Genomic DNA, 16,923 nt, shown 5'->3' on the forward strand with positions numbered 1-16,923 from the left:
GCGACGAGCAAAATCAGCGCGGGATTTCGACGTAATCGAGCTTGCGCATGGCGTCCATCATCGCGCCAGCATACTTCTCTGGCACAGGCTGCGTGCCCAGTGCCCATGCCATGATCTCGACGTCATCTTCCTCGATCAGGTCTTCGAACCAGGCAACCTGCGCTGCGTCCCACGCGGCGTGGTAGCGATCGAAGTAGCAGCCAATCATGTAGTCCGCTTCGCGCGTGCCGCGATGCCAGGCACGGAAGTGGAGACGGCGAAGGCTTTCCGGGGCAATTGCGCCGGTTTGCGAAGACTGCTGGGTCATGCCTTGCCGTTAGGCCGATCGGCCTGGTGAAACAAGGGGAGAGCGCCCATGCAAAAGGGCACCCCGACGCTCGTCCTTCCCCTGCGCCGGAGTGCCCCATCGCTTGTCCGCGCGCGTTACTTGTCCCGCAGCGCGGCGACGATTTCTTTCGGTTGGCGGCCAACCATGTCCTTTGCCAGTTCCTTGATCAGGACCTGTTCGGTCGCTCTTGCAAACTGATGGCGCAATTCCCCAAGAGTTCGCGGTGGCGCAATCACGATCAACTGCGCGATCTTGTGGGCCTGTACTTGCCGGTTGATCCAGTCAGCGATTGCTGCGCAATGCGCGGTTTCGTCTTGCTGGTGGGGCGATGCGTGGCTGCCGCCGCTGGAGTGGTTGTGTTCGACCAGGGCGGGCAAGCTTACCGTGGCAAGCTCGGGCGCCGCTTCGGTGCCGGCGTTGCGGTACAGTTCCCAACCCTTGCCATCGACGATGGCAACGACGGTTCCATGGGGAATCAGCATCAATTGCGCTCCTGTTCCTATTGTCTGCCGACATGCTGAAGCACTGCGGATCCCGGGCAACCATGCGCTGGGTCAAAATTGGTCGTGAATTTCGCAGGCGACGGCATTGGCGAATGCGGGCGTTGCGCCCTATGTCCTGCGGACCATGCGTCCCGACCTTCTCAATCCGCTCTTTGCCGAAAGTTCGAGCCTCAAGGGCGTCGGCCCCGGTCTTGCGCGGCCCCTTGAGAAATTGGGTCTCACGCGCGTGAAGGACATAGCCTATCACCTGCCGGACCGCTGGGTCCTGCGGCGCGCGGTCGCAAACCTCGACGAGGCGGGGGTGGGCGAACAGATCGTACTGCCCCTTACGGTGCGCGACTACCGCCAGCCTGCGGGACGGGGGCCTTTTCGGGTCATGGCCGAGGATGCCGCCGGGAACTACGTCGCGCTGACCTATTTCGGCCGCGCGTCCTACACCGCCAAGAAGCAGTTGCCCTTGGGGGAAAGGAGATGGGTTGCGGGTCGTCTCGACCAGTTCGGGCAGAGCTGGCAGATCGTTCACCCGGATCACATCAGCGAAGACAGTGCCGGCATGCTCGGCCAGTTGAACGAGCCGGTCTATCCGTTGTCCGAAGGGCTGACTCAGGGCCGGGTGCAGGCGCTTGTCTCGCAGTCGCTTGCGCATCTGCCCCAGCTGCCTGAATGGATCGAACCTGGCCTCCTCGCGCAGATGGATTGGCCGGCATGGGACGCGGCCCTGCCTGCAGCGCACAAGGCGCAGGACAAGCTGGCAAAGGATCGGCTGGCCTATGACGAGCTGTTGGCCAACAGCCTCGCGCTGATGCTGGTGCGCGAGAGCAATCGCGCCAAGAAAGGCACGCCGCTTCATGGTGACGGGCGCTTGCGGGCAAAGCTCAAGCTGCCGTTCGAACTGACCGGCGCGCAGAAGCGCTCGATCAACGAAATCGAGAGCGATATGGCGCAGGGTGCGCCGATGCTGCGGCTGCTGCAGGGCGACGTCGGTTCAGGAAAGACTGCGGTCGCGCTCAACGCCATGCTGATCGCGGTCGAGGCGGGCGGTCAGGCCGCACTGCTCGCACCAACCGAGATTCTGGCGCGCCAGCACTTCGAAACGCTCACGCGGATGGCATCGGGCACCGGCGTGAACATCGCCCTCCTGACCGGACGGGACAAGGGCAAGGCCCGCGAGTCGATCCTGATGGGGCTCGTCGACGGTTCGATCGACATCTGCGTCGGTACCCATGCAATCTTCCAGGAGGCGGTCGCCTATCGCAATCTTGCGCTGGTGGTGATCGACGAGCAGCACCGCTTCGGCGTCGGCCAGCGCCTGATGCTCACACAGAAGGCGCGGCGCACGCCGCACTGCCTCGCCATGACGGCAACGCCGATTCCCCGCACGCTGACCCTCGCGCAGTATGGCGAAATGGACGTCTCGCGGCTGGATGAAATGCCGCCCGGCCGTCAGGCGATCGACACGCGGGTCATTTCGACCGAGCGTCTTGCCGACGTCGTGGAAGGTGTCGCGCGGCATATTGCCAAGGGGGCACAGGCCTATTGGGTCTGCCCGATGGTTCGCGAGCTCGAGACCGAGGACATTGCCGCCGCCGAAGCGCGCTATGCAGCCTTGAAGGAGCGGTTTGGCGACACCGTCGTCATGGTCCACGGGCAGTTGCGCCCGGAGGTGAAGGACGCCGGCATGGAACGCTTCGCTCGCGGCGAGGCGCAATTGCTGGTGGCAACGACCGTGATCGAGGTTGGCGTAGATGTGCCCAACGCGACGCTGATGGTCATCGAGCAGGCAGAGCGCTTTGGGCTTGCCCAGTTGCACCAGTTGCGTGGACGCGTGGGGCGGGGGAGCCAGCAATCGACATGCCTGTTGCTGCGCGGCGAGGCGCTGTCCGAAACCGGACGCGAGCGCATGGCGCTGATGCGTGAAACGCAGGACGGGTTCAGGCTGGCCGAGGAAGACTTGCGCCTGCGCGGTGGCGGCGAACTGCTCGGCACGAGGCAGTCAGGCGACACGCCGTTCAAGGTTGCCGACTTCGAACAGATCGCCCGGCTCTTGCCCCTGGCTTATGATGATGCGCGCCTGCTCATGGAGCGCGATGGCGGCTTGTCATCGCCAAGGGGGGAAGCCGCCCGCGTTCTGCTCTATCTGTTCGAACGCGATTGGGGCGTTCAACTGTTGCGCGGCGGATAGTCCACGCAAGGATGGGGCGGCGCGAAAAAGGGGGGGAAACGCGCCGCCCGCTCCCTGATAGCTTACTTGCCGGCGGGCTTTGCGGCCGCCGCGCTGGCGCTGCGATCAGCGCTCTTGGTCGCGTCGGCGAAAGCTTCCGCCGTCATGCCGATCATCAGGCCCGAAGCGCCCTTGGCCACCGAAGTCTTGGGCAGCTTGACGCGCACCGCGCCCGCATCCAGCACGAATTCGGTGTCGGTCACCTCGGCCACCTTGCCCAGCTGCGTGGTGCCGTCCGAAGCATAGACCGGCGCATCAGCAACGATTGCTGCTGCCGTGTCGGCCTTGGCCGCGGCACCGGCCTTTTCTGCAGCTGCGTCAAGCTCTGCCTTGGTCATGCCCAGGACTGGTCCCTTCGGACCGGTGCCCAGCGCCGTCAGCGCCAGGGTTGCCGTATTCTTGCCCGTGTCGATCACGAAGTTCGGCGCGGTGATGCTCTTGATGGTGCCGACCTCTGCGCCGGCCGTGTCGTAGACGGTTGCACCAACGGTTGGCGTAGCAGCAGTTGCCGATGCGGTGGCGGTGGTGTCCGCAGCCGCTTCTTGTGCGTTTGCTGCGATCGAGAACGGGGTAGTTGCGACGAGAAGGGCTGCGGTAAGATGACGCATTTTCACAAGCATGTTCCTGTGCTGTTTTCGGAATAACAGCAGCAAGGTCGCCATTCGCGTTCCATTGCGGAAGGCTTGTTGCGACCTTCGGAGCAGCTTTTTCTGATGAAATGAAGGACTTGTGCCTCACGGACGACGAGCCGAGCAAGGCCTGTAAACGAAAAGGGCGACCCGAAGGCCGCCCTTTCGATCATCTCGAAGGATGAAATGGTCGGGGAAAGAGGATTCGAACCTCCGGCCCCTGCCTCCCGAAGACAGTGCTCTACCAGGCTGAGCTATTCCCCGACCGATCCGCAAACCGGTAACCCGGCTGCGAGGCAGGGGCGCCCTATACGAGGCAGTTCCGAGGCTGGCAAGCGGGTTGGCTCAAGTTTTTTCTCGCAGGAAACTTCGCTGCATTTTTGATCCCGGCGATATGGCTCGCTAAGACCATGGTCATGTCAAAAAGCGCCGAGTCCGACCGTCATTACGAATGGCAATACCTCGATCTCATGCGGGAGATCTGGGAGCGCGGGGACGAGCGTGTGGACAGGACGGGCGTCGGCACCCGCTCGGTGTTCGGCGCGCAAATGCGCTTCGACCTTGCAGATGGGCGTATGCCGTTGCTCACCACCAAGCGAGTCTATTGGAAGACCGCGACGCGCGAGTTCCTCTGGTTTCTGACAGGCGATACCAACATCCGTTCCCTGTGCGAACAGGGTGTACAGATCTGGACTGATTGGCCGCTTGATCGTTATCGCCGCGAAACTGGCGACGACATTTCGCGCGAGGATTTCTCTGCGCGTATCGTTGAGGATGAAGAGTTCGCGGCGCAATGGGGCGATCTCGGGCCCGTCTACGGAAAGCAGTGGGTTGACTGGCCGGTTCATGAGCCTGCAGGGCAAGGCCTGTTCCGGCTGCGCCCCCACGGCATCAACCAGGTTGCCGATGTGGTCCACTCATTACGCACCAACCCCGGCAGCCGCCGCCACATTGTCGAAGGCTGGAACGTGGCCGAACTGGACCAGATGGCGTTGCCGCCTTGCCACAAGACCTATCAGTTCCATGTCAGCGGCAACAGACTGAACGGCTTGCTCTACCAGCGCAGTTGCGACGTGGCGCTCGGCTTGCCCTTCAACCTGTGGGGTGCAGCCCTGTTCATCCGCCTTCTGGCCCAGCAGTGCGATCTCCAGCCCGGCGAGCTGGTCTGGATGGGTGGCGATACACACCTCTATCTCAATCACGCTGATCTCGTCGAAGCGCAGCTTTCCCGGGAACCGCAAAGCGATCCGCGCCTTGCCATCCTGCGCCGACCGGATACGATCTTCGGATATCGGATCGAGGATTTCGAGGTGAGCGGATATGCACCGCAGGGCCATCTTTCCGCCCCCGTTGCCGTCTGACACCTGCGATTGACTCGAAAAGGCGTGTGAAATAAAATAACACATGTCTATAATTTTGCATTAGTCTCGCTTTTGCATCTGCAAAGCGTGATTCGATGCGGGAGAGTTAAAATGCAGGCGTTCGCAGGATGAGCGGCAGCAGCACGCGTGGCAACATGCCACCGCTTGCGCTCCATGTGCCGGAACCGAAGTTCCGACCCGGAGACCAGGTCGATTATTCCCACCTTTCCATCCCCGAGGCCGGTGCCCAGCCACGCCCCGACGAGCAGTGTGCAGCGGCTGAGACGCAAGCGCTTTGCTTCGACATGGTGCGCGTGCTCGGCGACGACCATCGCGCAGTCGGCCCTTGGGATCCCAAGCTCGATGCCGAGACGTTGCGGCGAATGCTGCGCTCGATGGCGCTTACCCGGGCGTTTGACGATCGCATGTATCGCGGCCAGCGCCAGGGCAAGACCAGCTTCTACATGAAGTGCACCGGAGAGGAGGCGACGTCAGTGGCCCCCGCAATGGCGCTTGCCAGCGATGACATGGTCTTCCCGAGCTATCGCCAGCAGGGCATCCTGATTTCGCGCGGCTACCCGATCGTCGAGATGATCAACCAGATCTACTCGAACCGGGCAGACAAGCTGAAGGGCCGGCAGTTGCCGATCATGTATTCGGCGCGAGAGGCTTCCTTCTTCACGATCAGCGGCAATCTTGCCACGCAGTATCCGCAGGCGGTGGGCTGGGCGATGGCCAGCGCGATCAAGGGCGACACGCGCATTGCCGCAACCTGGATCGGCGAAGGTTCGACCGCCGAGGGCGACTTCCACTCGGCGATGACCTTCGCAACCGTCTATAATGCCCCTGTCATCTTCAATGTCGTGAACAACCAGTGGGCGATTTCGAGCTTTTCGGGCTTTGCCGGGGCCGAGCGCACGACGTTTGCTGCCCGCGCCATCGGCTATGGCATGGCCGGCCTGCGGGTTGACGGGAACGATCCGCTGGCCGTCTATGCGGCGACCAAGTGGGCTGCCGACCGTGCGCGATCCAACGCCGGGCCTACGTTGATCGAGCATTTTACCTACCGCGCCGAAGGCCATTCGACATCCGACGATCCCGGCCAGTACCGCTCCGCGCACGAGCGTGAGGAATGGCCGCTGGGCGATCCGATCAATCGCCTCAAGCAGCACCTCATTGCACTTGGCGAGTGGTCCGAAGAGCAGCACGTAGCGATGGACCGCGAGCTGATGGACATGGTCAAGGCCGCGACCAAGGAGGCCGAAAAGAACGGCATCCTCGGGCACGGCTTGCACCACCCTTTCCACACCATGTTCGAGGACGTCTTCGAGGATCTGCCCTGGCATCTTCAGGAGCAGAGCGAGCAGGCGATCCATGAGCGCCGGGTGAAATGGCCAGAGTGGTCCGAGGAAGGGAAGCAGCCATGACCTACGAAGAATCGCCGGTCAGCCTGGCCGAGGCCCCGACCCGTCGCCTCAACATGATCGAGGCGATCAACGACGCGCTAGACATCATGATGGAGCGCGATCCCAGCGTCGTCGTGATGGGCGAGGACGTCGGTTACTTCGGCGGCGTGTTCCGCGCCACTGCCGGCCTGCAGAAAAAGCACGGCAAGACCCGCGTGTTTGACACGCCGATCAGCGAATGCGGGATCATCGGCGTTGCCGTCGGCATGGGTGCCTATGGCCTGCGCCCGGTGCCCGAAATCCAGTTTGCCGACTACATCTATCCGGGGCTGGACCAGCTCGTGTCCGAAGCGGCACGCCTGCGCTACCGCTCGGCCGGGGAATTCATCGCACCGATGACGGTTCGCTCGCCCTTTGGCGGCGGCATCTTCGGCGGCCAGACCCACAGCCAAAGCCCCGAGGCGATGTTCACCCACGTCGCTGGGCTGAAGACGGTCGTGCCGAGCAACCCGCATGACGCCAAGGGCCTGCTGATTGCGGCAATCGAAGACAACGATCCAGTGATCTTCTTCGAGCCCAAGCGCATCTATAATGGTCCGTTCAACGGCTACTACGACAAGCCGGTCGAGCCGTGGTCGAAGCACGCCGACAGCGCAGTGCCTGAAGGCTATTACTCGATTCCGCTGGGCAAGGCGCGCATAGTCCGTCCCGGCAATGCCTTCACCGTGCTGGCCTATGGCACGATGGTCCACGTGGCTGCTGCTGTCTGCGCCGAGAAGGGCGTCGACGCGGAGATCATCGACCTGCGCACGTTGGTTCCGCTCGACATCGAGACGGTGGAAAAGTCGGTGGAAAAGACCGGCAAATGCCTGATCGTCCATGAGGCCACGCGCACCTCCGGCTTCGGTGCCGAACTCTCGGCGCTGGTGCAGGAGCGTTGCTTCTACCACCTTGAAGCCCCGATCGAACGCGTGACCGGCTTTGACACCCCCTATCCCCACAGCCTCGAGTGGGCCTATTTCCCCGGCCCGGTCCGCATCGGCGAGGCCATCGACCGCCTGACGAAAGCCTGAGCACCATGGGAACCTACACATTCCGCCTGCCCGATATTGGTGAAGGCATCGCCGAGGCCGAGATCGTTGCCTGGCACGTCGCTGTGGGCGACATGGTCGAGGAAGACGGCCGCCTTGCCGACATGATGACCGACAAGGCCACGGTCGAGATGGAAAGCCCGGTTGCGGGCAAGGTCGTCTCGATTGCCGGCGAAGTCGGTGACGTCGTGGCGATCGGCTCGGCCCTGGTCGTGATCGAGACCGAAGGGGAAGGAGAGGCGCAAGCACCTGCTCCCGCGACAGCTTCGGCGCCTGCCCCGAAGGCAGAGGTTGTTGAAGAGCGCATCGAAGCCGAGACGCCCGACGCTGCGGACGTGGCGCGGGTCGAGGCTGCGGCACCGCCGCCGCCGCCGCCTCCACCACCGCCACCGGCAGCCTCCAAGGCTGCTCCGGCACAGGCGGCGGAGCCAGTCCGGCGTGGGTATGACGCCAAGGTCCTCGCCAGCCCCGCCGTGCGCCAGCGTGCGCGGGATCTCGGCATCGACCTGTCCGAAGTGCGCCCTTCCGAGGAAGGCCGCGTGCGTCATGCCGACCTTGACCAGTTCCTCGCCTACAACGCCACCGGCGGCTATCGCTCGGCTGGCGCGGAGCGCGGCGACGAGGTGATCAAGGTCATCGGCATGCGCCGGCGCATTGCCGAGAACATGGCAGCGTCCAAGCGCCACATCCCGCACTTCTCCTATGTCGAGGAATGCGATGTCACGGCGCTGGAAGTTATGCGCGAACAGCTCAACGCCAGCCGTGGCGACAAGCCAAAGCTGACGATGCTGCCGCTCCTCATCACCGCGATCTGCCGCACCTTGCCGCGATTCCCGATGATCAATGCCCGCTACGATGACGAAGCAGGCGTGGTCACGCGGTACGGCGCGGTCCATCTCGGCATGGCTGCGCAGACACCGGTCGGGCTCATGGTTCCGGTCATCCGCAATGCGCAGGGCCTCAACCTCTGGCAGTTGGCGCGCGAGATCGGCCGGCTTGCCGAGGCCGCCCGCAGCGGTAGCGCCAAGTCCGAGGAACTGTCGGGTTCGACGCTCACCGTTACCTCCCTCGGCCCCCTTGGCGGCGTCGCGACAACCCCGGTGATCAACCGCCCCGAAGTCGCCATCATCGGCCCCAACCGCATCATCGAGCGTCCCATGTTCGTGCAGGACGGGATGGGCGGCGAGCGGATCGAGAAGCGCAAGCTCATGAACATCTCGATCAGCTGCGACCACCGCGTGGTCGACGGCCACGACGCGGCCAGCTTCGTTCAGGCAATCAAGAAGCTGATCGAAACGCCGGTGCTGCTGCTGGCCGACTGATGTGATAGATGTGCGGATCGGAGGTGCCCATGCCGACAACCGATCCGCGCATCGATCAGCATATCGCGAACGCCCCGGCATTTGCGCGCCCGATCCTCGAGAGATTTCGCGCGCTTGTCCATCGCGAGGCGCCAGACTGCGTTGAGGCGATCAAGTGGGGCATGCCGCACTTCACGGTCGGCAAGAAGAACGTCGCCGGCATGGCCGCGTTCAAGGCGCATGTCTCGATATTCTTCCACAATGATGGGCGGGCGGGAGGGACCGGACCCTTCCGCAAGATTGCCTCGATCGATGAGTTTCCCGAAGAGGCCATCGTCATCGAAAGGGTGCGCTCGGCCATCGCACGGCTGAGCTCGCCAAGGTCGAAGGTGCCGCGAACCTCCCCCAAACCTGTGCCCGACCTACCGGAGACCTTGCGCAGCTCGCTCGAGGCCGCCGGCCACCTCGAACGCTTCTCCGCAATGCCTCCCGGGCAGCGCCGCGAGTACATCGAATGGATAGCCGAGGCAAAGACCGACCCCACGCGAGACAGGCGAGTTGCGCAGGCGGTCATATGGATTGGCGAGGGCAAGAGCCGCAACTGGAAGTACCAGAATTGCTGAGGCCCAAGAGATCGCGAAGAAAATGCCGGTCGGGCGCAAATGCACGTGGTTGAGCGTTGACAGCCTGCAAAAGCTGCCATAGAGGCGGCGCTCCCAACGGCGAGCGGGTGTAGCTCAGTTGGTTAGAGTGCCGGCCTGTCACGCCGGAGGTCGCGGGTTCGAGCCCCGTCACTCGCGCCATTGGGATGATGAAGAAGGCGCCTTCGGGCGCCTTTTTCTTTGCTCGCGATGCAGCGCTCTGTTGTGGAAAAATTCCCGCTTTCAAGCCCGTTGACAGCCCAGACCGCCTGCCATAGAGGCGCGGCTTCCAAGAGGTACGCGGGTGTAGCTCAGTTGGTTAGAGTGCCGGCCTGTCACGCCGGAGGTCGCGGGTTCGAGCCCCGTCACTCGCGCCACCACTTGGGGCGGTGCCTGATCGGCACCTTGCTGACGTTACGCGGGTGTAGCTCAGTTGGTTAGAGTGCCGGCCTGTCACGCCGGAGGTCGCGGGTTCGAGCCCCGTCACTCGCGCCACGTCAGACGCGATGCAAAGGGCGCCTCAGGGCGCCCTTTCGCGTTCAGGGCAACATCACCCCTTGAACGGTGCGGTGTCGAAGTAATCCCGCCACTTCGCGATCTTGCCATCCTTCAGTTCGAAGATGCCCATCAGCCGCAATGACACGAAAGTCTCGCCAGCGGCGTTGATCATGTGATCGACCCGCTCCGTCAGGACCGTGTCGCCATTGGCAGCAATGGCGAGCATGTCGACCTTGATGCGTGCAATCCCCATGTCGTTCTCAAAGCCCGCCACCAGTGCGAGGCCCTGCTCGATGCCCACGGTGCGGGTCATGCCCACGTTCTCGTAATCTGTCTGGTCTGTGAAGTATTCCCGCATCGAGGCGGCAAAGCCGCCGGGCTGCTCCCACATCGCGCAGAAGGCTTCGACGATTTCGACTGGACCACGCATGACATTCTCCCCTTTGCTTTGGGCAAAAGGGTAGGCGATCACATGGCACTGTCCAACACCGTTTGCGCTCAGCCCCAGTGGCCGGTTTCCATCCAGATCAGGAAACGTCGCAACGGCAGGAGCCAGATCGTTCCGAGCACGATGTAGGCAAGGGTCTGCAGCAGGACATGCCACTGCCCGATGACGCCGGACAACGCGGCGACGCCCAGCGCATAGATCATCAGGGCCAGAACCAGACCGAGTATGCCAATGGGCTTGCGCCAGGTCGGCTTGTAATCGTCCTTCACCCTCAGCGCTCCCTCGGACCGTAGATTCGCGTCGGCGTTACCACGGCATGCAGCGGGACGTCATGCGCCTCACGGGGCAGGTCCTCGACCTGCTGGCAGTCCCAGGCAAGTCCGATGGGAAGCGTGGCGGGGTGGGCTTCCAGCCAGCGGTCGTAATGCCCGCCTCCTTGTCCCAAACGACCGCCATCTGCGCTGAAGCCGACAAGCGGAACGAACAGCACGTCAGGCACGACTTCGCCGGCATCTGGCGCCGGCTGCACGATGCCCTTCCACGGGCCGGGTTCAAGCAGTTCGTCCACCCACGGCGAACTCCACTCGCGAAAGATCATTGGCGATGCGCGATCAGCGAACCAGGGCAGCGCGATCTTGTGACCGGCTTCGTGCAGGACTTGGGCATAAGCTGTGGCTGGTGCTTCTGCGGGCCCCGCGAGGTAGATGCCGATGGTCGCCGCTTCCGGAACCATCGCCATGACGGGCGAGGGCGGACGGCGGAACATCAGGGCTTTTACGCGCGGATCGAGCGACGCCACGTGGGCATTGCGCCGCGCTCTCAATTCGGTGCGCAGCGCATTCTTGGCTTCCACGAGGTGCTCCGAAATCAGGAAAGGGAAGGGGGTGACGGGCCCACCATGGGTCGGTTGCTCGGAAAATCCTCTGACGCCTCGACGTCAGGTGGGGACCGCTTACCCGGGACCAGGGTCCCAGGCAGGGGCAGCCCCCTTGGATTGCTTATAGCCTCAGGGATGTTCATGCGGCGCGTGCCGGGCAGATCCCGTCGCTGCCTAGTTAGGCGCTGACTGGCCCTTGCTCAAGGGCGGTCGCGAGTTTTTCGATACGTTCGGCCAAGGCGTTGACGCGTTGGGTGATCCGATGGTCAGCCTCGGCCGCCTGATCTCCAGCCGGTGCGGCGGTTTGCATTGGCGGCGGCGCGACATTGTGGGCGTCGTGCAATTCATCAGCCAGCATCAGGGCTGCGAACAGGAGCATGCGCGTTTCATTCTGTTGTCCGCCGATCTTGCGCGCGCGCTCATCGATCATGCGGCCGAGCATTTCGATGTGCGATTCTTCCCCGTCGGCGCAGGAAACGGCGAAGGGGCGGCCGCCGATCGGCAGGGTCACGTTGCTCATTTGGGTAGCCCGGCGAGAAGCAGGTCAAGCTGACGAAGCTCATTGGCGACAGTATCCTTCAGCCGCCGATGGCGCACCTTGAGAAGGGCCAGTTCCTCGCCCGAGCCGCTTTCATCCTGCTGTTTCGAAACCGCTTCCTCGACCCGCGCGAGCGCTTGCTCGAGCCTGTCCAGCGCTGAGTCCAGTGCTTCTGTCGCCATGGCCCGACAAGCTACCAGATTGGCGGGTCTTCGCAACTGCGCTCAAGGCGTTACCCCCAAGACAGCGTGAGACAGCGCGCGACCGTTGTGCAAATGCAGCAAGTTCCGTCCCCGTAACCTTGACCCTTCGGCCCATGGTGACCAAAGAGGCCCCGCTCCGAATCACCGGATTCATGCGGCCACAGCCGTTCGGCCGCTCGCAGGGAAGGGCTTACTCAGCATGACACGCGATTCCACCGCGCTGGCTCCCATGGCCAACGCGATCCGTGCGCTTGCCATGGACGCGGTTCAGGCAGCCAATTCCGGCCACCCCGGCATGCCGATGGGCATGGCCGACGTGGCGACGGTGCTGTGGACCCAGTTCCTGAAGCACGATCCCGCAGAGCCGAAGTGGTCCGACCGTGACCGTTTCATCCTTTCGGCCGGCCACGGTTCGATGCTGATCTATGCGCTGCTTCACCTGACGGGCTACGAAAGCCCGACGATGGAAGACATCCGCAAGTTCCGCCAGATCGACAGCGTCTGCGCCGGGCACCCCGAGAATTTCCTGATCCCCGGTGTCGAATGCACCACCGGTCCGCTCGGGCAGGGCCTTGCCATGGCTGTCGGCTTCGCGATGGCCGAGCGTCATCTCAACGCGCAGTTCGGCGATGATCTTGTCGATCACCACACCTGGGTCGTCGCGGGCGATGGATGCCTGATGGAAGGCATCAACCACGAAGCCGTGGGCCTTGCCGGAACACTTAAGCTCGGCCGTCTCAACGTGCTGTGGGACGATAACAAGATCACGATCGACGGCGATACCTCGCTTTCGACCACCGAGGACATTCTCGGGCGTTATACGGCTTCCGGCTGGCATGTGACGTCGTGCGACGGCCACGATTTTGCCGACATTGCCCGCGCGCTGGCCGAAGCCAAGGCCGATCCGCGCCCGTCGCTGGTCGCCTGCCGCACGGTGATCGGCAAGGGTGCGCCCAACAAGCAGGGCGGCCATAACGTTCACGGTTCGCCGCTGGGCGCTGACGAAATCACCGCTGCGCGCGAATTCCTTGGCTGGACTTCGGCGCCGTTCGAAGTGCCGTCGGACATTCTTGCCAACTGGCGTTCTTCGGCACAGGCAGGCAAGGACGCTCGTGCCGCATGGGAGCAGCGCGCTTCCGCAAACCCGCAGGCCGCCGAACTCGCTCGCCGCATGGCAGGCGATCTCCCGGCAGAAACCGGTCTCGATGCCTACGTCCAGTCGCTGATCGCGAACCCGCCCAAGGTCGCCACCCGCAAGTCTAGCGAAATGGCGCTCGAGGCGTTCACCGCCAAAGTGCCGGAGATGGTCGGCGGTTCGGCGGACCTTACCGGTTCGAACAACACCAAGACCAAGTCGACCGCACCGTTCACGCCGGAAAGCTACGACGGGCGCTACGTCTATTACGGCATCCGCGAGTTCGGCATGGCCGCAGCGATGAACGGCATGGCGCTGCACGGCGGGATCATCCCTTACGGCGGGACCTTCCTCGTGTTCTCCGACTATTGCCGCAATGCGGTGCGCATGTCGGCGCTTCAGCACGTTCGCGCAGTCTACGTGTTCACGCACGATTCGATCGGTCTTGGTGAAGACGGCCCGACCCATCAGCCGGTCGAGCATGTCATGAGCCTGCGCATGATCCCGAACCTGCTGGTGTTCCGTCCGGCCGACGCCATCGAGACGGCGGAAGCCTGGGCCTTGGCCTTGGCCAATAAGGATCGTCCCTCGGTCCTTGCGCTGACCCGCCAGAACCTGCCTCCGGTCCGCTTCGACGCCGAGATGAAGAGCGCCAGGGGCGCCTATCGTCTGGTCTCTGCCGCGGCAGCCCGGAAGGTCGTTCTTCTGGCAACCGGCTCCGAAGTTGAAGTCGCGATGAAGGTCGCTGCTGCACTCGAAGAAAAGGGCCTTGGTGCCGACGTCGTTTCGGTGCCGTGCTGGGAATTGTTCGACGAGCAGGACGCGGCCTACAAGGCAGACCTGCTACCCGCAGACGCGCTCAAGGTCTCGATCGAGGCTGGCGTCACGCTGGGTTGGCAGAAGTATGTCGGCGACGGCCTGTCGATCGGCATCGACACCTTCGGCGCATCGGCGCCGATCGACGTCCTTTATGATCACTTCGGCCTCACCGCCGACAAGATCGTCCCGCAGATCCTTTCGCGGGTTTCGTAATTCAAACAGGAGATACCTGACATGGCGATCAAGGTTGCAATCAACGGTTTCGGACGCATCGGGCGCAACGTCGCTCGCGCCATTCTCGAACGGCCCGATTGCGGCCTTGAGCTGGTTTCGATCAACGACCTGGCCGACGCCAAGGCCAATGCCCTGCTGTTCAAGCGCGACAGCGTCCATGGCGCGTTCGCGGGCGAAGTCTCGGTTGACGGCAATGATCTGATCGTTGACGGCAAGCGCATCCAGGTGACTGCCGAGAAGGACCCGGCCAACCTGCCGCACGCCGCCAACGGCATCGACATCGCGCTGGAATGCACCGGTTTCTTCACCGACCGCGCGGGTGGCCAGAAGCACCTCGATGCGGGCGCCAAGCGCGTGCTCATCTCGGCTCCGGCCAAGGGCGTCGACCTGACGGTCGTCTTCGGCGTCAACCACGACAAGCTTACCGGCGATCACCTGATCGTTTCGAACGCGTCGTGCACCACCAACTGCCTCGCCCCGATGGCCAAGGTGCTGCATGAATCGATCGGTATCGAGCGTGGCCTGATGACCACGATCCACTCGTACACCAATGACCAGAAGATCCTCGACCAGATCCACAAGGATCCGCGCCGCGCTCGCGCCGCTGCGATGAACATGATCCCGACCAGCACCGGCGCCGCCGTTGCCGTGGGTGAAGTCCTCCCCGACCTCAAGGGCAAGCTCGATGGTTCGTCGATCCGCGTGCCGACCCCCAACGTCTCGGTCGTCGACCTGACCTTCACGCCGAAGCGCGATACCTCGGTCGAGGAAGTCAACGGCCTGCTCAAGGCTGCTGCCGAAGGCGCGCTGAAGGGCGTTCTGGGCTATACCGAAGAGCCGCTGGTCTCGATCGACTTCAACCACGATCCGCACTCGTCGACGATCGACAGCCTCGAAACCGCCGTGCTCGAAGGCAAGCTGGTGCGCGTACTGTCGTGGTACGACAACGAGTGGGGCTTCTCCAACCGCATGCTCGACACTGCGGGCGCGATGGCGAAGTTCCTATAAGGACCTGAACTGGTGAACGGGCGTCTTGGAGGCATTGCACGGCATGACCGGCCGCGTGGGGCCATCGAGACGCTCGATCACGTTTCGGTCACACGCGAACTCGGCGTTCGCGGTGACCTGCGCGGGGCAATTCGCCCCGGCAAGTCCGGGCGCAGGCAGATTTCGCTGATCGAGGCGGAAAGCTGGGAAGCGGCGCTGGCGGATCTCAAGTTGCCTGCAGATCAACTGCTACCCTGGCATGTGCGCCGCGCGAACCTGCTGGTGCACGGCATCCGCTTGCCCCGCGAGGCAGGGAAAGTCATCGCCATCGGCAAGACACTGCGCATCGAAACCACCTGTGAATGCGATCCGTGCAGCCGAATGGACCAAATCCTGCCCGGCCTGAAACTTGCCCTGATGCCTGACTGGCGCGGCGGTGTGCTCGGGCGGGTAATCAGCGATGGCGAAATTGCCGTCGGCGACGAAGTGAGGATCGAGGAATGAGCTTCAAGACTCTGGACGATATCGGCGACCTGACCGGCAAGACCGTGCTGGTCCGCGAGGACCTCAACGTGCCGATGCAGGACGGGGCGGTAAGCGACGACACGCGCCTTCGCGCCACCGTTGCCACGCTCAATGAGCTTTCGGACAAGGGCGCCAAGGTGCTGGTGCTGGCGCATTTCGGCCGGCCCAAGGGCCAGCCTTCGGAAGAGTTTTCGCTGAACAAGCTAGCCGCACCGCTCTCGCACGTACTGGGCCGCCCGGTCAGCTACATCGACTGGGAAGGCGACAAGGCTGCTGTTGCGGCGATGGCGCCGGGTGACATCGCAGTGCTTGAGAACACGCGCTTTTTCGGTGGTGAGGAAAAGAACGATCCAGCCGTGATCGAACGCTTCGCCAGCCTTGGTGACATCTACGTCAACGACGCGTTCTCGGCTGCGCACCGCGCCCATGCCTCGACCGAGGGCTTGGCCCATGCCCTGCCTGCCTACGCCGGCCGCGCCATGGAGGCCGAACTCAAGGCACTGCAGAAGGCACTGGGCGAACCGGAACGGCCGGTCGCGGCTGTTGTTGGCGGAGCCAAGGTCTCGACCAAGCTTGACGTGCTCAAGCATCTTGTGACCAAGGTCGATCACCTGATCATTGGCGGCGGCATGGCCAACACTTTCCTTGCCGCGCGCGGCGTCAACGTCGGCAAGTCGCTTTGCGAGCATGACCTGACCGCGACAGCCGAGGAAATTCTCGACAACGCCGACAAGGCCGGGTGCACCGTCCACCTGCCGTATGATGTCGTCGTTTCCAAGGAATTCGCCGCAAACCCGGCCAGCCTGCGCACTTGCAACGTCCATGAGGTTGCCGCAGACGAGATGATCCTTGACGTCGGGCCTGCCGCTGTCGAGGCGCTGGGCGATGCGCTCAAGACCTGCCGCACCCTGGTCTGGAACGGGCCGATGGGCGCGTTCGAGACCGAGCCGTTCGATGCTGCCACCGTGGCGCTGGCAAAGACCGCCGCTGCGCTGACCAAGGAAGGATCACTGGTTTCGGTGGCGGGTGGTGGCGACACCGTTGCCGCGCTGAACCATGCGGGCGTCGCCGCCGACTTTACCTACATCTCGACAGCAGGTGGGGCCTTCCTTGAGTGGATGGAAGGCAAGGAACTGCCAGGCGTCGCAGCACTCGAGAGGTAAAAAAATAGGAAGCGC

General features: G+C 63.4%; 18 protein-coding genes and 4 tRNA genes. 13 read left to right on the forward strand and 9 right to left on the reverse strand.

Annotation, left to right across the window (positions count from 1 at the left end; genetic code table 11):
- Positions 1 to 13: 13 nt before the first annotated feature.
- On the reverse strand, positions 14 to 307 hold the full coding sequence (locus B9A23_RS01340; protein WP_084276964.1) for an FAD assembly factor SdhE: 294 nt from the start codon (positions 305 to 307) through the stop codon (positions 14 to 16).
- Between the two features lie 116 nt (positions 308 to 423).
- Positions 424 to 810, reverse strand: a complete 387-nt coding sequence (locus B9A23_RS01345; RefSeq protein ID WP_084276966.1) for a host attachment protein — start codon at positions 808 to 810, stop codon at positions 424 to 426.
- 145 nt (positions 811 to 955) lie between these two features.
- On the opposite strand from B9A23_RS01345, the gene recG reads away from it, so the two are divergent.
- Entirely contained in the window at positions 956 to 3,013 is a 2,058-nt protein-coding gene (gene recG / locus B9A23_RS01350) for an ATP-dependent DNA helicase RecG (RefSeq protein WP_084277468.1), read from the forward strand.
- Between the two features lie 62 nt (positions 3,014 to 3,075).
- Here recG and B9A23_RS01355 read toward each other — a convergent pair whose 3' ends face one another.
- Positions 3,076 to 3,666, reverse strand: coding sequence for a hypothetical protein (locus B9A23_RS01355; protein ID WP_139797278.1), 591 nt, complete (start codon positions 3,664 to 3,666; stop codon positions 3,076 to 3,078).
- 202 nt (positions 3,667 to 3,868) lie between these two features.
- Positions 3,869 to 3,945 (reverse strand) — tRNA-Pro (locus B9A23_RS01360).
- A 152-nt stretch (positions 3,946 to 4,097) separates the two neighbouring features.
- On the opposite strand from B9A23_RS01360, the gene thyA reads away from it, so the two are divergent.
- The 8 genes from thyA (at position 4,098) to B9A23_RS01400 (ending at position 9,976) form a co-directional block, all read left to right on the forward strand.
- Entirely contained in the window at positions 4,098 to 5,042 is a 945-nt protein-coding gene (gene thyA, locus B9A23_RS01365) for a thymidylate synthase (protein ID WP_084277469.1), read from the forward strand.
- A gap of 128 nt (positions 5,043 to 5,170) precedes the next feature.
- Positions 5,171 to 6,469, forward strand: a complete 1,299-nt coding sequence (locus B9A23_RS01370) for a 3-methyl-2-oxobutanoate dehydrogenase (2-methylpropanoyl-transferring) subunit alpha (RefSeq protein ID WP_084276970.1) — start codon at positions 5,171 to 5,173, stop codon at positions 6,467 to 6,469.
- Positions 6,466 to 7,521, forward strand: a complete 1,056-nt coding sequence (locus B9A23_RS01375) for an alpha-ketoacid dehydrogenase subunit beta (RefSeq protein ID WP_084276972.1) — start codon at positions 6,466 to 6,468, stop codon at positions 7,519 to 7,521. The genes B9A23_RS01370 and B9A23_RS01375 overlap by 4 nt, the downstream gene beginning before the upstream one ends.
- A gap of 5 nt (positions 7,522 to 7,526) precedes the next feature.
- Complete coding sequence (locus B9A23_RS01380) at positions 7,527 to 8,861, forward strand: dihydrolipoamide acetyltransferase family protein (RefSeq protein ID WP_084276974.1); 1,335 nt, start codon at positions 7,527 to 7,529, stop codon at positions 8,859 to 8,861.
- A 29-nt stretch (positions 8,862 to 8,890) separates the two neighbouring features.
- Positions 8,891 to 9,463: a YdeI/OmpD-associated family protein gene (locus tag B9A23_RS01385; RefSeq protein ID WP_084277470.1), complete on the forward strand. Its 573-nt coding sequence runs from the start codon at positions 8,891 to 8,893 to the stop codon at positions 9,461 to 9,463.
- Positions 9,464 to 9,566: 103 nt separating this feature from the next.
- Positions 9,567 to 9,643, forward strand: a tRNA-Asp gene (locus B9A23_RS01390).
- 138 nt (positions 9,644 to 9,781) lie between these two features.
- A tRNA-Asp gene (locus B9A23_RS01395) sits at positions 9,782 to 9,858 on the forward strand.
- A gap of 41 nt (positions 9,859 to 9,899) precedes the next feature.
- Positions 9,900 to 9,976 (forward strand) — tRNA-Asp (locus B9A23_RS01400).
- 55 nt (positions 9,977 to 10,031) lie between these two features.
- On the opposite strand, the gene B9A23_RS01405 is transcribed toward B9A23_RS01400, so the two are convergent.
- The 5 genes from B9A23_RS01405 to B9A23_RS01425 all read right to left on the reverse strand — a co-directional run bounded on the left by B9A23_RS01405 (position 10,032) and on the right by B9A23_RS01425 (position 12,024).
- The gene (locus B9A23_RS01405; RefSeq protein ID WP_084276976.1) at positions 10,032 to 10,409 is read right to left on the reverse strand and encodes a limonene-1,2-epoxide hydrolase family protein; all 378 of its coding nucleotides are present in this window, start codon (positions 10,407 to 10,409) and stop codon (positions 10,032 to 10,034) included.
- Positions 10,410 to 10,477: 68 nt separating this feature from the next.
- Positions 10,478 to 10,696, reverse strand: a complete 219-nt coding sequence (locus B9A23_RS01410; protein WP_084276978.1) for a DUF2842 domain-containing protein — start codon at positions 10,694 to 10,696, stop codon at positions 10,478 to 10,480.
- Positions 10,697 to 10,698: 2 nt separating this feature from the next.
- Positions 10,699 to 11,280 (reverse strand): 5-formyltetrahydrofolate cyclo-ligase, encoded by a 582-nt coding sequence (locus B9A23_RS01415; protein WP_139797279.1) that lies wholly within the window; start codon positions 11,278 to 11,280, stop codon positions 10,699 to 10,701.
- 202 nt (positions 11,281 to 11,482) lie between these two features.
- Positions 11,483 to 11,824, reverse strand: a complete 342-nt coding sequence (locus tag B9A23_RS01420; protein ID WP_084276982.1) for a cell division protein ZapA — start codon at positions 11,822 to 11,824, stop codon at positions 11,483 to 11,485.
- Positions 11,821 to 12,024: a hypothetical protein gene (locus B9A23_RS01425; RefSeq protein ID WP_084276984.1), complete on the reverse strand. Its 204-nt coding sequence runs from the start codon at positions 12,022 to 12,024 to the stop codon at positions 11,821 to 11,823. Before B9A23_RS01425 ends, B9A23_RS01420 begins: the two co-directional genes overlap by 4 nt.
- A 220-nt stretch (positions 12,025 to 12,244) precedes the next feature.
- Between B9A23_RS01425 and tkt the strand changes: the two genes are divergently transcribed.
- From tkt to pgk, 4 genes are read left to right on the forward strand one after another with little or no spacing between them, the layout of a single operon-like run.
- Positions 12,245 to 14,212: a transketolase gene (tkt, locus tag B9A23_RS01430; protein ID WP_084276986.1), complete on the forward strand. Its 1,968-nt coding sequence runs from the start codon at positions 12,245 to 12,247 to the stop codon at positions 14,210 to 14,212.
- A gap of 21 nt (positions 14,213 to 14,233) precedes the next feature.
- Complete coding sequence (gene gap / locus B9A23_RS01435) at positions 14,234 to 15,241, forward strand: type I glyceraldehyde-3-phosphate dehydrogenase (protein ID WP_084276988.1); 1,008 nt, start codon at positions 14,234 to 14,236, stop codon at positions 15,239 to 15,241.
- A gap of 12 nt (positions 15,242 to 15,253) precedes the next feature.
- A complete protein-coding gene (locus B9A23_RS01440; protein ID WP_084276989.1) occupies positions 15,254 to 15,724 on the forward strand; it encodes an MOSC domain-containing protein in 471 nt (156 codons plus the stop codon).
- The gene (gene pgk, locus B9A23_RS01445; protein ID WP_084276991.1) at positions 15,721 to 16,908 is read left to right on the forward strand and encodes a phosphoglycerate kinase; all 1,188 of its coding nucleotides are present in this window, start codon (positions 15,721 to 15,723) and stop codon (positions 16,906 to 16,908) included. Before B9A23_RS01440 ends, pgk begins: the two co-directional genes overlap by 4 nt.
- The last annotated feature ends 15 nt before the right edge of the window (positions 16,909 to 16,923 follow it).

Origin of the sequence: Novosphingobium sp. B1 (assembly GCF_900176395.1) — a bacterium.
Taxonomy (GTDB): Bacteria; Pseudomonadota; Alphaproteobacteria; order Sphingomonadales; family Sphingomonadaceae; genus Novosphingobium.